Raw genomic sequence first — 16,813 nt, forward strand, 5'->3', positions numbered from 1 at the left:
TGCTTGATCGCTTGTAAGGTGAAGGCAGGGACCGCGCGCTTGTTCAGTATTTAGATCCGCCTTGTTTCAACGCCTTTCGTGCTGTTAACGCTCTAGGAGAGATGCCATGTCCCGCGATGCTAATGAGCCCCTTACCTCGGTTTCCCCCAGTAAGAAAACGGAGAGCTCGAAGTCGAAATATAAGCGTATTTTGCTCAAGCTTTCGGGTGAAGCCCTCATGGGCGAGCACGATTTTGGTATCGACCCGGCTGTGCTCGATCGTATGGCGCTAGAGATCGGTCAGTTGGTGGGCATCGGGGTACAGGTGGGGCTTGTGATTGGCGGCGGCAACCTGTTCCGCGGCGCGGCGCTGAACGAGGCCGGCATGGATCGTGTGACCGGTGATCACATGGGAATGCTGGCGACCGTCATGAATGCGCTGGCCATGCGCGATGCGCTGGAGCGCTCCAATATTCGCTCGCGAGTGATGTCGGCGATTCCCATGAGCGGCGTGGTAGAGCACTATGACCGACGCACGGCGATTCGCTATTTGACCTCTGGCGATGTCGTGCTCTTCTCCGCTGGTACCGGTAACCCGTTTTTCACCACCGATTCCGCGGCATGTCTGCGCGGTATCGAAGTGGATGTCGACGTCGTGATTAAAGCCACTAAAGTCGACGGCGTTTATAATAAAGACCCGGTGAAACACGCTGATGCGGTGAAGTATGAGCGCCTCACCTACGACGATGCGTTGGACCAAAAGCTCGGCGTAATGGATTTGACCGCTATCTGCCTGGTACGTGACCATGGCATGCCAGTGCGGGTATTTGACATGAATAAGCCTGGTGCCCTGCTGAACCTGGTCGTTGGGGGCAAGGAAGGCACGCTGATTGACAGAGGGGAATAACGTGATTAACGAGATTAAAAAAGATGCCGAAGCGCGAATGAAGAAAAGCGTGGACGCACTGCATACGAACTTCAATAAAATTCGCACCGGGCGCGCGCATCCCAGCATTCTGGATGCCGTGACCGTCGAGTATTACGGTAGCCAAGTCCCGCTAAGCCAAGTGGCATCGATCAACGTGGAAGATGCCCGCACGCTAACCGTCTCCCCCTGGGAGCAGGGCATGGTGCCGAAAGTCGAAAAGGCGATCATGACCTCCGATTTGGGCCTCAACCCGGCCAGTGCAGGGGCGGTGATTCGCGTGCCGATGCCGATGCTGACCGAGGAGACACGCAAAGGCTACATCAAGCAAGCGCGTAGCGAAGCCGAGCACGCCCGGGTGGCCGTGCGTAACGTGCGCCGCGATGCCAATGGCGACTTCAAGTCGCTGCTTAAAGAGAAAGAGATCACCGAAGACGATCAGCGCCAAGGTGAGGACGAGATCCAAAAGCTCACCGATAAGTACGTCGCCGAAATCGATAAAGCATTGGCTGCCAAAGAGCAGGACTTAATGCAGGTGTAACAGTACCACCTCAGTCACGGGCAGCGCCGCTGCCCGTGCGGCTTTTTGCCGGTTAGATGAATGACCCTTGGTGCGAGAATCCATGACGTTACCGCAGCCTCCAAATAAACAGCCGGCTAACCCTCAGGCGTACTCAGCGCAAGCCCCCCGGGAGTCCGCGCTGTTGCCCTCTCATGTCGCCATTATCATGGACGGTAACAACCGCTGGGCGCGCGGGCGCGGTCTTTCCGGTGTGCGCGGCCACCGGGCGGGAGTGGAAGCGGTGAGGACGGTGATTCAGCGCGCCGCAGAGCGAAAGGTCAAGACCTTAAGTCTTTTTGCCTTCTCCAGTGAAAACTGGAAACGCCCTGCAGCGGAGGTGAACGCGCTGATGGAGCTCTTTTTGATGGCGCTCAAGCGCGAAGTCAAAAAGCTCCACGAGCGCAATATTCGTCTCACCATCCTCGGCGAGCGGGAAGGCTTTTCGCATGCGATCCAACAGCATATTCAGCGCGCGGAGACGCTGACGAGCGAGAATACCGGGATGCATCTGGTGATTGCGGCCAACTATGGCGGGCAGTGGGAAATCGCCCGGGCAGCGCGAGAGCTGGCGCAAAAAGTGGCCGAGGGTGAGATAAGCGTCGCCGACGTGGATGAAGCGCGTATGGACCAGACCATCTATGCCAACCAGATGCCGCCGGTGGATTTATGTATTCGCACCAGCGGTGAGCAGCGGTTATCCAACTTCATGCTGTGGCAGCTTGCCTATGCCGAGCTCTACTTCTCACCGCTGCTGTGGCCCGATTTTGGTGCGGATGCCTTTGATGCGGCGCTTGCGGATTTTGCTCAGCGTCAGCGGCGTTTTGGCATGACCGACGAACAGCTCTCCTCGGCGCAATCGTCCGAGAAGCCGTCTTCAAAAACGGGCTCCTCTAAATCAGTATCGCCAACAAGAACAGAGGCATAAGACGTTGCTTAAACAGCGAATTATCACGGCAGCTTGGATGGCGCCGCTGGTGCTGGCGGGGCTGTTTGGGCTCCAAGGCGGTGCGTTCGCCCTTTTTACCGCGGGTATTGTGCTGCTGGGCGCTTGGGAGTGGACCAACTTAGCCGGCGTTCAGCGCACGAACTATCGAGTGCTGCTTGTCGGCACCGCCGCTATTGTGATGTTGCTGTTGTGGCTAAGTGGTGGCGCACTCTCCCGCTGGCCATTATGGGTGGCAGCCGTTGGCTGGCTGATGAATCTCTATTGGGTGATGCGCTACCCAGTGGCGCTGTCGCAGTGGCACTCAACCCCGCGCCGTTTGCTGATGGGGTTATGGGTGCTGCTGCCGTGCTGGGTGGGGTTTAATCTGCTGCGTGAAAGCGGTGGCGTGTGGCTGCTGTTCGTCCTGCTGTTGGTATGGGCCGCCGATATCGGCGCCTATTTCGCCGGTCGTGCGCTAGGTAAGCGCAAGCTTGCTCCTCGGGTGAGCCCTGGGAAATCCTGGGAAGGCGTGTTTGGTGGTCTTGCCGCGACCCTGGTGCTGGCGCTGCTGTTTAGCGTCTGGCAGGGCTTAGGCTGGTACGGTGGTGTTGTGCTGCTGTGCGTGACACTGGTCGTCACGCTGGTATCAGTGCTAGGCGATCTGCTCGAAAGTATGCTCAAGCGCTACCGCGAGATCAAAGACGCCAGTCAACTGCTACCCGGCCATGGCGGCGTGCTGGATCGCATCGATAGTCTCACCGCAGCCATTCCGATCTTCGCGCTACTTTACACGCTGGTGCCGACCCTATGAGTCATCCGCAGCGTGTGACGGTGCTGGGGGCGACCGGCTCGATTGGCACCAGTACCTTAGATGTGATTGCCCGCCACCCGGAACGCTATCAGGTGTTTGCCCTCACCGCGCACACTTCCCGAGAAACGCTCTTATCACAGTGCATTGAGCACCGGCCCGCCATAGCTGTTCTGGCGCAGGAAGAGGACGCGCAGTGGTTGCGGTCGGCACTGCGTCAGGCGCGCGTGGCAACCGAGGTGGCCGTTGGCGAGCAGGCGTTGGTGGATGTTGCCCAGGATAGCAGCGTGGATATCGTCATGGCGGCTATCGTCGGGGCCGCCGGGCTTTTACCGGCGCTGGCCGCGGCGAGTGCGGGCAAGCGCGTACTGCTTGCCAATAAAGAAGCCTTGGTGATGAGCGGTGCCTTGTTTATGCAGGCCGTGGAAACCGCACAGGCGACGCTTTTGCCCATTGATTCTGAACATAATGCGATCTATCAGTGTCTACCTAGCGAGCATCGCGGCGGCCTTGACCGCCATGGAATCTCACAGCTACTTCTCACCGCGTCTGGCGGGCCGTTTCGCACTTGGCCTCGCGAGGCGCTGGCGACGGTCACCCCGGAGCAGGCCTGCGCCCACCCTAATTGGTCGATGGGGCGCAAAATTTCCGTGGATAGCGCCACGTTGATGAATAAAGGCTTGGAGTTGATAGAGGCGTGCTGGCTGTTCGATGCCGCGCCCGAGCAAATTCAAGTCGTGGTGCATCCGCAAAGTGTGATTCACTCCATGGCTGCCTACCACGATGGCTCGGTGCTGGCGCAACTGGGCAATCCCGATATGCGCACACCGATTGCCTATGGGTTGGCCTGGCCTGAACGTATCGACGCAGGCGTTGCGGCGCTCGATCTCTTTCAAGTCGCACGGCTCGATTTTGAAGCACCGGACGAAGCGCGCTTTCCCTGCCTGCGCCTGGCGCGGGAAGCCATGCAGCAAGGCGGCACCGCGCCGGCGATTTTAAACGCCGCCAACGAGGTGGCCGTTGAGGCCTTCTTGGCCAAGCGGTTAGGGTTTAATGCCATTAGTGATGTCGTGGCGGCGGTGTTGAACGATCAGGCGGCCGAGCCGGCCCACCATCTCGACATCGTGCTCAATGCCGATCAGCACGCGCGCCGCGCAGCTCAGCAGTGGGTGAAGCACTATACAGGCTAAGTACGCGGCAGGCTAAGTACGCGGCAGGCTAAGTACGCCAACCAGCGGGCGATGAGCAAGAAGTAAGGGGATAAGCGTGGGCTTGATACAGAATATATTGGCGGTCATCGTGGTGCTTGGCTTGTTGGTGACCTTTCACGAGTTTGGTCACTTTTGGGTCGCGCGCCGCTGCGGGGTGAAAGTCCTGCGCTTCTCGGTAGGGTTTGGTAAGCCGTTGTGGTCGCGTACCGACCGCCACGGCACGGAGTACGCGGTGGCCGCCATCCCGCTCGGCGGTTACGTTAAAATGCTCGACGAGCGCGAAGCGCCGGTGCCCGAGGAGGAGCTTAAGTACGCGTTCAACCGCAAAAATGTTTGGAAGCGTGTGGCCATCGTGTCAGCGGGGCCGCTGGCCAATTTTTTGCTGGCCATCGTGGCGTACTGGGCGCTGTTTGTCGCTGGTACGTCGACCGTCACGCCGCTGGTCGGGGATGTGGTCTCGGGTTCGCCGGCGGCGCAAGCCGGGCTTGAGCGCGGCGATGAAATCGTCGCCATCGAAGACGAGCCTGTGCGCGCGTGGGACGAGATCAACCTGAAGCTGGTGGCGCTGATCGGCCACGATGGCGAACTCAGCATCGATGCGCGCCCCGAGGGTAGCAGTGGCGTGCAGCGCTATACGCTGCCGGTCGACGATTACCTGGTACGCCAGGACCCACCCCAGCCTTTACAGAGCTTGGGTATCACCCCCTGGCAGCCTGACTTCCCGGCGGTGTTGGGGCAAGTCATGGAAGGGGGGGCGGCAGCCAGCGCGGGACTGCAACCCGGTGATCGAATCGTGGCGGTGAATGGCGAGCCGGTTGCAGACTGGATGGCCTTTGTGAATGTTGTGCGCGGCAGTGCAGGGGAAACGCTGCAAGTGCGCATTGCGCGTGACGGCAGTGAGCAAACCGTCTCGCTCACGCCCGGGCGTAATACCTTGGAAAACGGCGCGGAAGTGGGCTACATCGGTGCCGGGGTGGAGCCGGTGGAGTGGCCGGAGGAGCTGCGCCGCGAAATTCGTTATGGCCCCGTCGAAGCGGTAGGCCAAGCGTTTAATAAAACCGGTGAAATGGTCATGCTGACCCTCGACGCTATCCGTAAGATGCTGGTGGGGCTGATTTCACCGTCGAACTTATCCGGGCCGATTACCATCGCCCAGATTTCCGGTGACTCCGCGCGCGCCGGCATGGAAGCGTTTGTTGGCTTTCTCGCCTATCTTTCCATTAGCTTGGGCGTGCTTAACCTACTGCCGATTCCTGTTCTCGACGGCGGCCACTTGCTTTACTACTTGGTGGAAATCGTCCGGGGCCGCCCCGTTTCAGAGCAGGCGCAAGCCATTGGTTTGCGCATTGGCTTGGCCCTGGTGGGAACATTAATGTTAATGGCGCTCTATTTTGATCTGATGCGCCTGTGGTGATCACGCGTGTAGCGAGCAGCACGGCTTGTCAGCTGCCTGCACAAATGTATAAGGTGCCTGTCTAGACACGAAGGCAGACTAACGCGAGCGAACTAACTGCATGAAAATTAAGACCCTGGGAGTGGCGGCACTCCTGCTGGCGACAGCGGGCAGCGCCCAAGCAGAATCTTTTGACGTTTCCGACATTCGTGTAGAGGGGCTACAGCGGGTTTCTGCCGCCTCGGTCTTTAATGCTTTCCCCGTGAGCGCAAACGATCGTGTTGATGACGAGGAGCTCGCTGACGCGGCGCGTGAGCTCTTTGCGACAGGGCTTTTCGAGGATGTCTCGCTGGCGCGCGAAGGCGATGTCTTGGTCGTTCAGGTGGTGGAGCGTCCGACGATTGCGCGTCTCAGTATCAGCGGAAACAAGCAAATTTCTGAAGAGGATCTGCGCCAAGGTCTCCAGCAGGCGGGGTTATCCGAAGGCCAGGTGCTGCAACTCTCCACCCTTGAAGAGATGCAGCGCGAACTCGAAGGCGTTTACCAGTCGCAGGGTCGTTACAGCGCGCGAATCGATACCCAGGTCGAAGAAGTCGACGAAGGTCGCGTTCAGGTCAATATCGATATCAATGAAGGCGACGTGGCGAAAATTCGCCAAATCAATATCGTGGGCAACGAGGCGTTTGACGACGAGACCCTGCGCGATCTGTTTGAATTAGAAGATTCACCTGGGCTGTTTTTTGGTTGGTTTTCTAGCGACGAGTATTCCCGTGAAGCGCTTGCCGGTGATATTGAGCGTCTGCGCTCGTTCTACCTGGATCGCGGCTATGTGAACTTCGATATCACCTCGACCCAGGTCTCAATCGGGCCTGAGAAAGAGGATATTTTCATCACGCTTAATGTCGACGAGGGGCGTCAGTTCCAGGTGGGCGATATCCGCTTCAGGGGTGAGCTGCAAATCGCCGAAAGAGAAGCGCGGGAACTTTTGGAAGTGCAAAGCGGCGATACCTTTTCGCGTAGCGACCTCAACGCCTCGACGGAAGCGCTGCGTCAACGCTTAGGTGCGGAAGGCTTTGCCTTTGCCGAAGTGGAGGGTGTTCCACAGATTGCCGATGACGGCAGCACGGTGGATCTGGTGATCGGCGTTGATCCGGGGCAACGCACCTATGTGCGCCGCATAGAGTTCGTCGGTAACACCACCACGCAAGATGAAGTGCTGCGCCGTGAGATGGTTCAACTAGAGGGTGCGCCGGCCTCGACCGAGGCGATCACTCAGTCGCGCCAGCGCCTGCAGCGGTTAGGCTTTTTCAGCCAGGTCGAAGTGGATACTCGTCGGGTGCCGGGCGAGTCGGATCAGCTGGATGTAACGTATAACGTCGAGGAGCAGCCTTCCGGGTCGATTTCCGCCAGTATCGGTTTTTCTCAGAGCGCCGGGGTGATATATGGCGCCTCGCTGTCGCAAAAGAACTTCCTAGGGACCGGTAACCGCGTCAACGTTGGCGCCCAGCGCAGCGATACCTTTACCAGTATCAATTTTGGCTTTACCGACCCCTACTGGACACTAGACGGCATTTCCCGTGGTTATAACGTTTTCTACCGGGAAACCGACTACGAAGACTCGGATATTTCCACCTACTCAACCGATGCTTACGGCGCGGGCATCAACTTTGGTTATCCAATCAGTGAGCTTTCGCGGTTAAATTTTGGCGCGAGTTTTGAAGATACAACGATCAAGACCTATTTCGATACCGCCTCCGAGATCGAGCGCTATCTCCAAGACGAAGGAGAGAATGCCCAAAGCGTTAAGCTCACAGGCAGCTGGACACGCAATAACCTCAACCGCGGCATCATGCCGACCGATGGTAGCTATCAGCGAATTTCACTCGAAACCGCCGCCCCCGGCAGTGACATCGGCTATTACAAGGCGCGTGCCCGGACGCAGCATCTCTTTCCTATCGATGACGATCACCTCTGGGCACTCAAGTTTAGCGGTAACCTAGGTTATGCGGACACCTTGGGCGGCAACGACCCTTACCCCTTCTATGAAAACTTCTACGCCGGTGGCCTGGGTTCGGTGCGCGGCTTTACCTCCAACACCCTGGGGCAGCGCACCACGCCACAGCGTGTGGGAGGGCGCGACCGCACCATGGGGGGTAATGTTCTGGTGGAAGGCAGTGCCGAGATGATTTTCCCGATGCCCTTTATTGAGGACCAGAGCCAGCTGCAGTCATCGCTCTTTTTCGATGCCGGCAACACTTTCCTGACCTCGTGCTACGACGTGCTAGAAGACGACGCGGGCCGCCAGCGCTGCACCTCGGGCGTGGATTTGGGTGATTTGCGCTACAGCGTAGGTGTGGGTCTTTCCTGGCTAACGCCCGTGGGTCCGCTAACCTTTAGCGTAGCCGAGCCGGTGAACGACGAAAGCGACGATGATACCCAGTTCTTCCAGTTCTCCTTGGGGCAAACGTTTTAAGGCCTAAGGGCACGGTGAACCCAGTCGCGACTGGGTTCCTTTAATTAGCGCCCCATGGTTGCGCTAGGTACCAATAACATTCAGGAGTGAATAGCATGCGTAAACTCACGGCTGCCGTTTGTTTGATGGGCGCGATGATTCTGCCGGCACATGCGGCCGAGGTCGCGGTGCTGGATTGGCGTGCGGCGCTGATGAATACCGAGGCGGCCCAGGCGTCACTGAGCGAATTAGAGAATGAAGTGGGTGAGCAGCAGCGTGAAGCACAGGGCTTGGCTCAGGAACTGCAGGCCCTTCAGCAGCGCCTAGAGAGCGAAGGTGAGCTGATGTCGGAGGCGGAGCGTGAATCGATGATTCGTGAGCTGCAGCAAAAAGGCAGCCGCTTCGAGCAGCTGCGCCAGCAAATTGGGCAGGCCCAGCAGCGCTCCGAGCAGCAGTTTTTACAGCGGGCCGAGTCCACCCTTGAGCAAGCCGTGGATCAGGTCATCGAGCGCCACAACATCGATGTGTTGGTGGAACCCCAGGGCGTACTGCACTCATCGATGGATCTGCCTAACCTCACCGATGAGGTGACACAGACGTTTAATTCGCTGAATTAAATCGCACCGCAAAGGCTAACGTCGTTGAGAACGTCGCTGCGGTGCGCTGACACCGCTCGCATTTCGCGCTACGAGTTTGGGCTACCATGACGCACGCTGCTTACACCATTACCCTGGCGGAGATTGCCCGCCATTTAGGCGTCGCATTTAGCGGCGACGGAGATTTGCCCATTCGCGGTTTGGCGACGCTCAAGGACGCTAAACCGGATCAGGTGGCGTTCCTCGCCAATCGCGCTTATTTGAAAGATTTGGCCACGACACAAGCCGGCGCTGTTTTGCTCCACCCTGAGCACGGCAAAAACTGCCCGGTACCTCGGCTGGAGATAGACAACCCTTATCTTGGCTACGCCAAGCTGTCGCAGCTGTTCGACCCCTTGGCTGCCCAGGATACCCCTGGCATCCATCCCTCGGCGGTGGTGGCTGATGATGTCACCCTTGGATCAGGCGTATCGATCCAAGCCAACGCCGTGATCGCCTCCGGCGCGGTGCTCGAAGACCGCGTCGTCGTAGGGCCGGGCAGCGTTGTGGGGGCGGATAGCCACCTGGGTGAGGGGACGCGCTTACATGCCAACGTGACCGTTTGTCATGGCGTGGTCGTGGGTAAGCGGGTGATTCTGCATAGCGGCTGCGTGATCGGCGGCGACGGCTTTGGTTTTGCCCACGACGGTACCGGCTGGCACAAAATTGCACAGCTTGGCGGCGTGATTCTCGGTGACGACGTGGAAGTCGGTAGCTGTTCAAGCATTGACCGAGGGGCACTGGGGGACACCGTGATTGGCCGCGATGTCAAAATCGATAGCCAGGTGCAGATCGCGCATAACGTGCAAATCGGCGACCACAGTGCGCTTGCTGGATGCGTGGGCATTGCCGGCTCCACCAAAGTGGGTAAGCACTGCATGCTCGGTGGCGGCGTTGGGCTTTCGGGGCATTTGACCCTATGCGACGGCGTGCAAGTCACGGGGATGAGCCTTGTCACTAACTCCATTCACGCGCCAGGGGTTTACTCTTCAGGCACGGGAGCGATGCAAAACCAGCAGTGGCGTAAAAACGCCGTGCGCTTTAAGCAGCTTGATGAGATCGCCAAGCGCCTGTCACGGCTAGAAAAACGCAGCCGTCCCGAGTAAGCGACAAGACGTTATTTCGTGGGATATTGTGCTGGGCAGGTTGAGGCTAAGGCGTCGCGCGTTATAATCCCCTGCCTTCCCCAGCGGGAGAGCTGGACGCGCCTGAGGTTGACTCAGGGTATATGTTTTTTAGAGGTCGCTACGATGGTCATGGATATCAATGAAATTCGCGAATATTTGCCCCACCGCTACCCGTTTCTGCTGGTGGACCGGGTGATGGAGCTCACCGAAGGCGAAACCATCGTGGCGTATAAAAATGTCAGCATCAACGAGCCGTTTTTTAATGGCCACTTTCCCCATCATCCGATTATGCCGGGCGTGCTGGTGATCGAGGCCCTGGCACAGGCATGCGGGATTTTAGGGTTTAAAACCGTTAATAAACGGCCGGCCGATGGCTATGTTTATTACCTGGTCGGCAGCGATAATGTCCGTTTTAAGCGTCCGGTGATGCCGGGTGATCAACTCCGTCTTGAGGCGAACGTCATTCGCGGCAAGCGGGGTATCTGGAAGTTTGCCTGCCGCGCCACGGTAGATGGTGAACTGGCCTGCGAAGCGGAAATTATTTGTGCCGAGAGGAAGGTGGCTTGATTCATCCGACTGCACTGATTGATCCATCGGCACAGTTGGCCGATGACGTCGAAGTAGGTCCGTATAGCATCATCGGACCCGAGGTCGCGATTGGGGCGGGCTCGGTGATTGGCCCTCACGTGGTGGTGAAAGGGCCGACAACGCTGGGTGCGCGTACACGCATTTTTCAGTTCGCGTCGGTGGGTGAGGATTGCCAGGATAAAAAGTACGCCGGTGAACCCACGCGCTTGGTAATGGGCGACGATAACGTGATTCGCGAAGGTGTCACGCTGCATCGCGGCACCGTCCAGGATCGGGGCGAGACCACGATTGGCTCACGTAATTTGTTCATGGCCTATGTCCACGTGGGCCATGACTGTGTCATCGGCAACGACTGTATTCTCGCTAACCAGGTGACCCTCGCCGGGCACGTTACCGTTGGCGATTTTGCCATTTTGGGCGGATTGGCGGCTGTGCATCAGTTTTGCCACTTTGGCGAACACGCCATGGCGGGCGGTGGCTCTATCATCACCAAAGATACCCCGGCGTTTACCATGATCAACGGCAATCCGGCCCAGGTGCATGGGTTGAATTTGGTCGGCCTCAAGCGCCGTGACTTTAGCCGTGAGGCGATCAAGGCCTTAACCGATGCGTATAAACTGCTTTATCGCCAAGGGCTTACCGTAGAGCAAGCGCTTGCGGAAATGCGCAAGCGCTACGCGCTGCCGGAAGTCGAGCGCTTCGCCGCCTCCATCGAGTGTGCAACCCGCGGCATCGTACGCTAAACGAGGCCTGCCATGACGCTTAAGCGCATCTACATCGTGGCCGGTGAGTTATCGGGCGATATCCTCGGCGCGGGCCTGATGCGTGAGCTGAAAGCGCGCCATCCGGGGATTGAGTTTCGCGGTATCGGCGGGCCGCGCATGATCGAGCTGGGGATGCAAAGCCGTTTTCCGCTGGAAACCCTCTCGGTGATGGGGCTGGTGGAAGTGCTGAAGCACTTGCCTGAGCTTCTCAAGGTACGCAAAACGCTCAAAGCCGATGCCCTGGCGTGGCAGCCGGATCTAATGTTAGGGATAGACGCGCCCGATTTTAACTTAGGCTTGGAGCGCGCCCTGCACGCTGCGGGGATCAAAACCGCGCACTATGTGAGTCCCTCGGTATGGGCGTGGCGCCAAGGGCGGGTAAAAAAAATCGCCCGTGCGGTCGATGGCATGCTGACGCTACTGCCGTTCGAGGCCGATTTTTACCGCGCGCACCGCGTGCCGGTTGCCTTTGTCGGCCACCCGCTCGCCGACGAGCTGCCACTCGATACCGACCGCCGCGTAGCTCGGGAAGCGCTTGGGTTAGCTGCCGAAGGGCCGCTTTTGGCGCTACTGCCAGGCTCCCGGGCGAATGAGATCCGCTTTATGGGGGCGACGTTTTTCGCCGCCGCGTTAACACTCAGTGAGCGTTTCCCCACGCTTAATTTTGTGATCCCTGCTGCCACCCCGGCCCGTTTCCAAGAGCTCAAAACGCTGCTAACGGCGTACCCAGCACTCTCCCAACGGGTGACCTTGCTTGATGGTCACGCACGCGAGGCGATGGTGGCAAGCGACATGGTGCTTCTGACCTCGGGCACCGCCGCGCTGGAGGCGATGCTCTGTCATCGCCCCATGCTGGTCGCTTATAAGATGGCGCCGGCCACGCACTGGTTGGCCAAGCGGCTGGTCAAAACGCGCTGGATCTCGCTGCCCAATCTTATCGCCCAAGAGACCCTGGTGCCGGAGTTGATTCAAGACGCCGCAAGCGCCGAGGCGATCGCCGGCGAACTCGGGAAGTTGCTTTTGCAGCCCGCCGAGTGCGAGGCGCTGGAAGCGCGCTTTGCCGCCATGCATGCCCAGCTACAGCGCGGCGCCAACCAACGCGCGGCACAGGCGATTGAAGCGATCGCCGCCGGGCAGCCGCTTGTTCAAGGTGAAACATGAGCACAGAAATCGCCGCTTGGCCGCCCCTGGAAATCGCCTACCAAGGCGATCGACTCGCGGGCATTGATGAAGTGGGGCGCGGACCCCTCGTCGGCAGTGTGGTCGCCGCTGCCGTTATCTTGAACCCGGCGATGCCGATTGACGGGCTTACCGACTCCAAAAAGCTCACCGCGCGAAAGCGCGAAGCCCTCGACGAGGAGATTCGCCAGAAAGCCTTGGCGTTTTGCGTCGCCGAGGCCTCGGCGGCTGAGGTCGATACGCTCAATATCTTTCATGCCACGCACTTGGCCATGCGCCGCGCGATCGACGGACTTAGCCCCGCAGCGGAGTATTTGCTGGTCGACGGTAATCGCCAGCCAGGCCACGCACTCCCGGGCCAAGCGGTGGTGAAGGGCGATTTGCGCCATCATGCGATTGCCGCTGCATCGATTCTGGCCAAGGTGGCCCGCGATGCGCAGATGGTCGCGCTGGATGCGCGCCATCCGGAGTACGGCTTCGCCCGCCATAAAGGTTACGCGACGACGGAACACCTGGCCGCGCTGGACGCCCACGGCCCTCTGCCTGAGCATCGCCAAAGTTTTGCTCCGGTGAAGCGACAGCTCGTTTTGCTATAACGCTGTCCTGTATTTAATCCCTGTTATTTAACCCCTGTTATCCATGTACTTTATTTGCCCAGCGGCGAGATTCTTATGACGGTTCCGTTTGTCCATTTGCGCATACACAGCGAATACTCCCTGGTCGATGGCCTGGTCAAGCTTAAGCCACTGGTCGCCGCCACCGCTGAGCAGGAGATGCCCGCAGTGGCGCTCACGGACGAGGCGAACCTATTTGGGCTGGTGAAATTCTATACCGCCGCCCAGGGCGCCGGTATCAAGCCGATTATTGGCAGCGATCTGTGGCTGCATAATCCCCACGATGAGGTCCACCCGTATCGGATCACGCTGTTGGCTATGAACGAGACGGGGTATCGCAACCTGACCGAGCTGATTTCGAAAGGCTGGACCAAGGGCCAGCGTCAAGGGCGGGCGATTCTCGACAAGCGCTGGGTGCTGGCCCAAAGCGAGGGGCTGATTGCGCTCTCGGGCGCGCGCGACGGCGAAATCGGTCGTCACTTGCTGTCTGAGCACTACGCAGATGCCAAGGCGCTGCTGCATGAGTGGCAGGAAGCCTTCCCCGAGCGCTTCTATCTGGAGCTGACCCGCACGGGGCGGCCGCTTGAAGAGGCCTGTGTGCATGCAAGCGTCAGGCTCGCCCTCGATACCGGCACGCCGGTGGTCGCCACTAACGACGTGCGCTTTCTTGAGCGCGACGACTTCTGGGCCCATGAAACCCGCGTGGCGATCGGCGAGGGCAAGGCCCTAGACGACCCACGCCGCGAGCGCAAGTACGCCGAAGAGCAGTACCTGAAAAGCCCCGCCGAGATGGCCGAGCTGTTCGCGGATATCCCTGAGGCGTTGGAAAACAGCGTCATGATCGCCAAGCGCTGCAGCGTCGACGTGCGTTTGGGCGAAATCTTCCTGCCCGAGTTCGAAATCCCCGAGGGCATGACCCAGGATGAGTTTTTTCGCAAGGTCTCCCACGATGGCCTGACCGAGCGGCTGGATTTTCTCTTTCCGCCAGCGCAATACCCCCGCGAAGGTAGCGACTACCAGGCCATCGACAAGCGCTATCGGGAGCGGCTCGATTTCGAGCTCGATATCATCATCCAGATGGGGTTCCCCGGCTACTTCTTGATCGTGATGGACTTTATCCAGTGGGCCAAGGATAACCAGGTTCCGGTAGGGCCGGGACGGGGCTCCGGCGCTGGGTCGCTGGTGGCGTACGCCCAGAAGATCACCGACCTCGACCCGATCGGTTACGACCTGCTGTTTGAGCGCTTCCTAAACCCCGAACGTGTATCGATGCCCGACTTCGACGTTGACTTCTGTATGGAGAAGCGCGACCGGGTGATCGAGTATGTCGCCGAGCGCTACGGACGCGATGCGGTGTCGCAGATCGTCACGTTCGGCACCATGGCCGCCAAGGCGGTGGTGCGCGACGTGGCCCGCGCGCAAGGCAAGCCCTATTCGCTCGGCGATAAGCTCTCCAAGCTGATTCCGTTTGAGGTCGGAATGACGCTTTCCAAGGCGATTGACGCCGAGCCCGCGCTTCAGGCGTTTGTCGAGGACGACGACGAAGCCGGCGAGATTTGGGAGATGGCGCGCAAGCTGGAAGGCGTCACCCGTGGCACCGGCAAACACGCCGGCGGCGTGGTCATCGCCCCTACGAAGCTGACCGACTTCGCGCCGCTTTTGTGCGACGAAGATGGCTCGGGACTGATGGTGCAGTTCGATAAAAACGATATCGAGGAAGCCGGCCTGGTGAAGTTCGACTTCCTGGGGCTGCGCACCCTCACCATCATCGACTGGGCGCTAGAGATGGTCGATAAGGTGCGCGCGGCGAGCGGGGAGGAGCCACTCAATATCGATGCCATCCCGCTGGATGACGTGCCGACCTTTGACATGCTCAAGCGCGCCGAAACCACGGCGGTGTTTCAGCTCGAATCCCGCGGCATGAAGGAGTTGATCAAGCGCCTGTTGCCCGATTCGCTCGACGATATGATCGCGCTGGTGGCCCTGTTCCGCCCGGGGCCGCTGCAGTCGGGCATGGTGGACGACTTTATTAACCGTAAACACGGTCGCGCGGAGGTCTCTTATCCGCACCCGGACTATCAGCACAAGCTGCTCGAGCCGGTGCTCAAGCCCACCTACGGCATCATTCTTTACCAAGAGCAGGTGATGCAGATTGCCCAGGTGATGGCGGGCTACAGCCTCGGCCAGGCGGATATGCTGCGCCGCGCCATGGGTAAGAAAAAGCCCGAGGAGATGGCCAAGCAGCGCGCCGGCTTCATGGACGGCTGCGCGGCCAACGGGATCGATAAAGACCTCGCGGGGAATATCTTCGACCTGGTGGAGAAGTTTGCTGGCTACGGCTTTAACAAGTCGCACTCGGCGGCCTACGCGCTGGTCTCCTACCAAACGGCGTGGCTCAAGGCGCACTACCCGGGGCCCTTCATGGCCGCGGTAATGTCCACCGAAATGGACAACCTGGATAAGGTCGTGCCGCTGATCGAGGAGTGTCGCCACCTCAAGCTCACCGTGACGCCCCCAGACGTCAACGTGGGCGGCTACAAGTTCACCGTCGATGTTGAGGGCCGTGTGGTGTATGGCCTAGGGGCGATTCGCGGGGTAGGCGAAGGGCCCATCGGTGCGATTGTCGAGGCGCGTGAAGCCGAAGGGCCGTTTACCGACCTGTTCGACTTCTGCCGGCGCATCGACCCCAAACGCATGAATAAGCGCACGCTGGAAGCGCTGATTCGCTCCGGCGCGCTGGATAACTTAGGTCCCCATCGGGCGGTGCTCGCCGCGGCGATGGAGGATGCGCTTAAGGCCGCCGCGCAGAACCATACCAACCAGAACTTAGGTATGCTGGATATGTTCGGTGACGCCTTCGCGGCCGCCGAGGATAACGATGTTTACGCTGAGTATCGGGGCGTGCGCGAGTGGAGCGACCGCGAGCGCTTGGCGGGCGAAAAAGAGACCCTGGGGCTTTATCTCACCGGGCACCCCATCGACGAGTACGAGCGCGAGTTGAAGCGCTTTGTCTCCACCCGCATCGCCGACTTATCCCCCTCCCGGGAGCCGCAGCGCGTCGCCGGATTGGTGGTCGGCGTGCGCACGATGAAGTCCAAGCGTGGCGACACCATGGCGTTTATTACCCTGGATGATCGCACCGGGCGTATCGAGGCATCGCTATTTGGCGAGCTTTTCGACCAGTTGCGCGGCCAGATCGAGTCCGATCAGGTGTTGATCGTTGAAGGTGATGTCTCAAGCGATGACTACTCGGGCGGACTAAAATTGCGCGGTAAAGACGTCACGCCCATGGTCGCCGCAAGGGTGCGTTATGGCGAATCCGTCGATGTGGCGCTGGTAGCTGAGCGCATTAACGGTCGTTTGGTCGAGACCCTGCGCGATAGCTTGACGCCCTATCGCGACAGCGAAGGCTTGCCCGTGCGGCTGCAGTATCGCCACCCCGAGGCCACGGCGTGGTTTGAACTGGCCGCCGAGTGGCGAGTGGCGCCGAGTGACGATCTATTGCTGGCGCTGCAAGACGTGCAGGGCCAGGCGGGTGTTCAACTGCGCTATCGTTAACAACGGGTGTTACGGTGCCAGCGCTTGCGTGACAAGGATAGGGTGCGATAATGCGTGGCACTATTGCGCGTTCCGAGAAGGCTTAATTTTTAC

At 59.4% G+C, this 16,813-nt stretch carries 14 protein-coding genes; all 14 read left to right on the plus strand.

Annotated features, from left to right (window positions below; translation table 11 throughout):
• Window positions 1-106 precede the first annotated feature (106 nt).
• The 14 genes from pyrH to dnaE all read left to right on the plus strand — a co-directional run bounded on the left by pyrH (window position 107) and on the right by dnaE (window position 16,720).
• Entirely contained in the window at window positions 107-886 is a 780-nt protein-coding gene (pyrH, locus tag BQ9846_RS10355) for a UMP kinase (RefSeq protein WP_075880887.1), read from the plus strand.
• A 1-nt stretch (window position 887) separates the two neighbouring features.
• Entirely contained in the window at window positions 888-1,445 is a 558-nt protein-coding gene (gene frr, locus BQ9846_RS10360; RefSeq protein WP_075880888.1) for a ribosome recycling factor, read from the plus strand.
• Window positions 1,446-1,527: 82 nt separating this feature from the next.
• Complete coding sequence (uppS, locus tag BQ9846_RS10365; RefSeq protein ID WP_083651554.1) at window positions 1,528-2,391, plus strand: polyprenyl diphosphate synthase; 864 nt, start codon at window positions 1,528-1,530, stop codon at window positions 2,389-2,391.
• Window positions 2,392-2,395: 4 nt separating this feature from the next.
• Entirely contained in the window at window positions 2,396-3,202 is an 807-nt protein-coding gene (locus BQ9846_RS10370; protein ID WP_075880889.1) for a phosphatidate cytidylyltransferase, read from the plus strand.
• A complete protein-coding gene (gene ispC / locus BQ9846_RS10375) occupies window positions 3,199-4,389 on the plus strand; it encodes a 1-deoxy-D-xylulose-5-phosphate reductoisomerase (protein WP_075880890.1) in 1,191 nt (396 codons plus the stop codon). The genes BQ9846_RS10370 and ispC overlap by 4 nt, the downstream gene beginning before the upstream one ends.
• A gap of 76 nt (window positions 4,390-4,465) precedes the next feature.
• Window positions 4,466-5,824, plus strand: coding sequence for an RIP metalloprotease RseP (gene rseP, locus BQ9846_RS10380; protein ID WP_075880891.1), 1,359 nt, complete (start codon window positions 4,466-4,468; stop codon window positions 5,822-5,824).
• A gap of 100 nt (window positions 5,825-5,924) precedes the next feature.
• On the plus strand, window positions 5,925-8,276 hold the full coding sequence (gene bamA / locus BQ9846_RS10385; protein WP_422821883.1) for an outer membrane protein assembly factor BamA: 2,352 nt from the start codon (window positions 5,925-5,927) through the stop codon (window positions 8,274-8,276).
• A gap of 95 nt (window positions 8,277-8,371) precedes the next feature.
• The gene (locus BQ9846_RS10390) at window positions 8,372-8,872 is read left to right on the plus strand and encodes an OmpH/Skp family outer membrane protein (RefSeq protein WP_075880892.1); all 501 of its coding nucleotides are present in this window, start codon (window positions 8,372-8,374) and stop codon (window positions 8,870-8,872) included.
• A gap of 86 nt (window positions 8,873-8,958) precedes the next feature.
• Window positions 8,959-9,996: a UDP-3-O-(3-hydroxymyristoyl)glucosamine N-acyltransferase gene (gene lpxD / locus BQ9846_RS10395; RefSeq protein ID WP_075880893.1), complete on the plus strand. Its 1,038-nt coding sequence runs from the start codon at window positions 8,959-8,961 to the stop codon at window positions 9,994-9,996.
• 144 nt (window positions 9,997-10,140) lie between these two features.
• A complete protein-coding gene (gene fabZ, locus BQ9846_RS10400) occupies window positions 10,141-10,584 on the plus strand; it encodes a 3-hydroxyacyl-ACP dehydratase FabZ (RefSeq protein WP_075880894.1) in 444 nt (147 codons plus the stop codon).
• Window positions 10,581-11,348 carry an acyl-ACP--UDP-N-acetylglucosamine O-acyltransferase gene (gene lpxA / locus BQ9846_RS10405; RefSeq protein ID WP_075880895.1) on the plus strand — a complete coding sequence of 256 codons (768 nt, stop codon included), beginning with the start codon at window positions 10,581-10,583 and terminating at the stop codon, window positions 11,346-11,348. Before fabZ ends, lpxA begins: the two co-directional genes overlap by 4 nt.
• A 12-nt stretch (window positions 11,349-11,360) precedes the next feature.
• Window positions 11,361-12,530, plus strand: coding sequence for a lipid-A-disaccharide synthase (gene lpxB, locus BQ9846_RS10410; RefSeq protein ID WP_075880896.1), 1,170 nt, complete (start codon window positions 11,361-11,363; stop codon window positions 12,528-12,530).
• On the plus strand, window positions 12,527-13,144 hold the full coding sequence (gene rnhB / locus BQ9846_RS10415; protein WP_075880897.1) for a ribonuclease HII: 618 nt from the start codon (window positions 12,527-12,529) through the stop codon (window positions 13,142-13,144). The genes lpxB and rnhB overlap by 4 nt, the downstream gene beginning before the upstream one ends.
• Window positions 13,145-13,219: 75 nt before the next feature.
• Window positions 13,220-16,720, plus strand: a complete 3,501-nt coding sequence (gene dnaE, locus BQ9846_RS10420; protein WP_075880898.1) for a DNA polymerase III subunit alpha — start codon at window positions 13,220-13,222, stop codon at window positions 16,718-16,720.
• The last annotated feature ends 93 nt before the right edge of the window (window positions 16,721-16,813 follow it).

The sequence above is a fragment of the Vreelandella massiliensis genome (assembly GCF_900155385.1).
Classification (GTDB): Bacteria; Pseudomonadota; Gammaproteobacteria; order Pseudomonadales; family Halomonadaceae; genus Vreelandella; species Vreelandella massiliensis.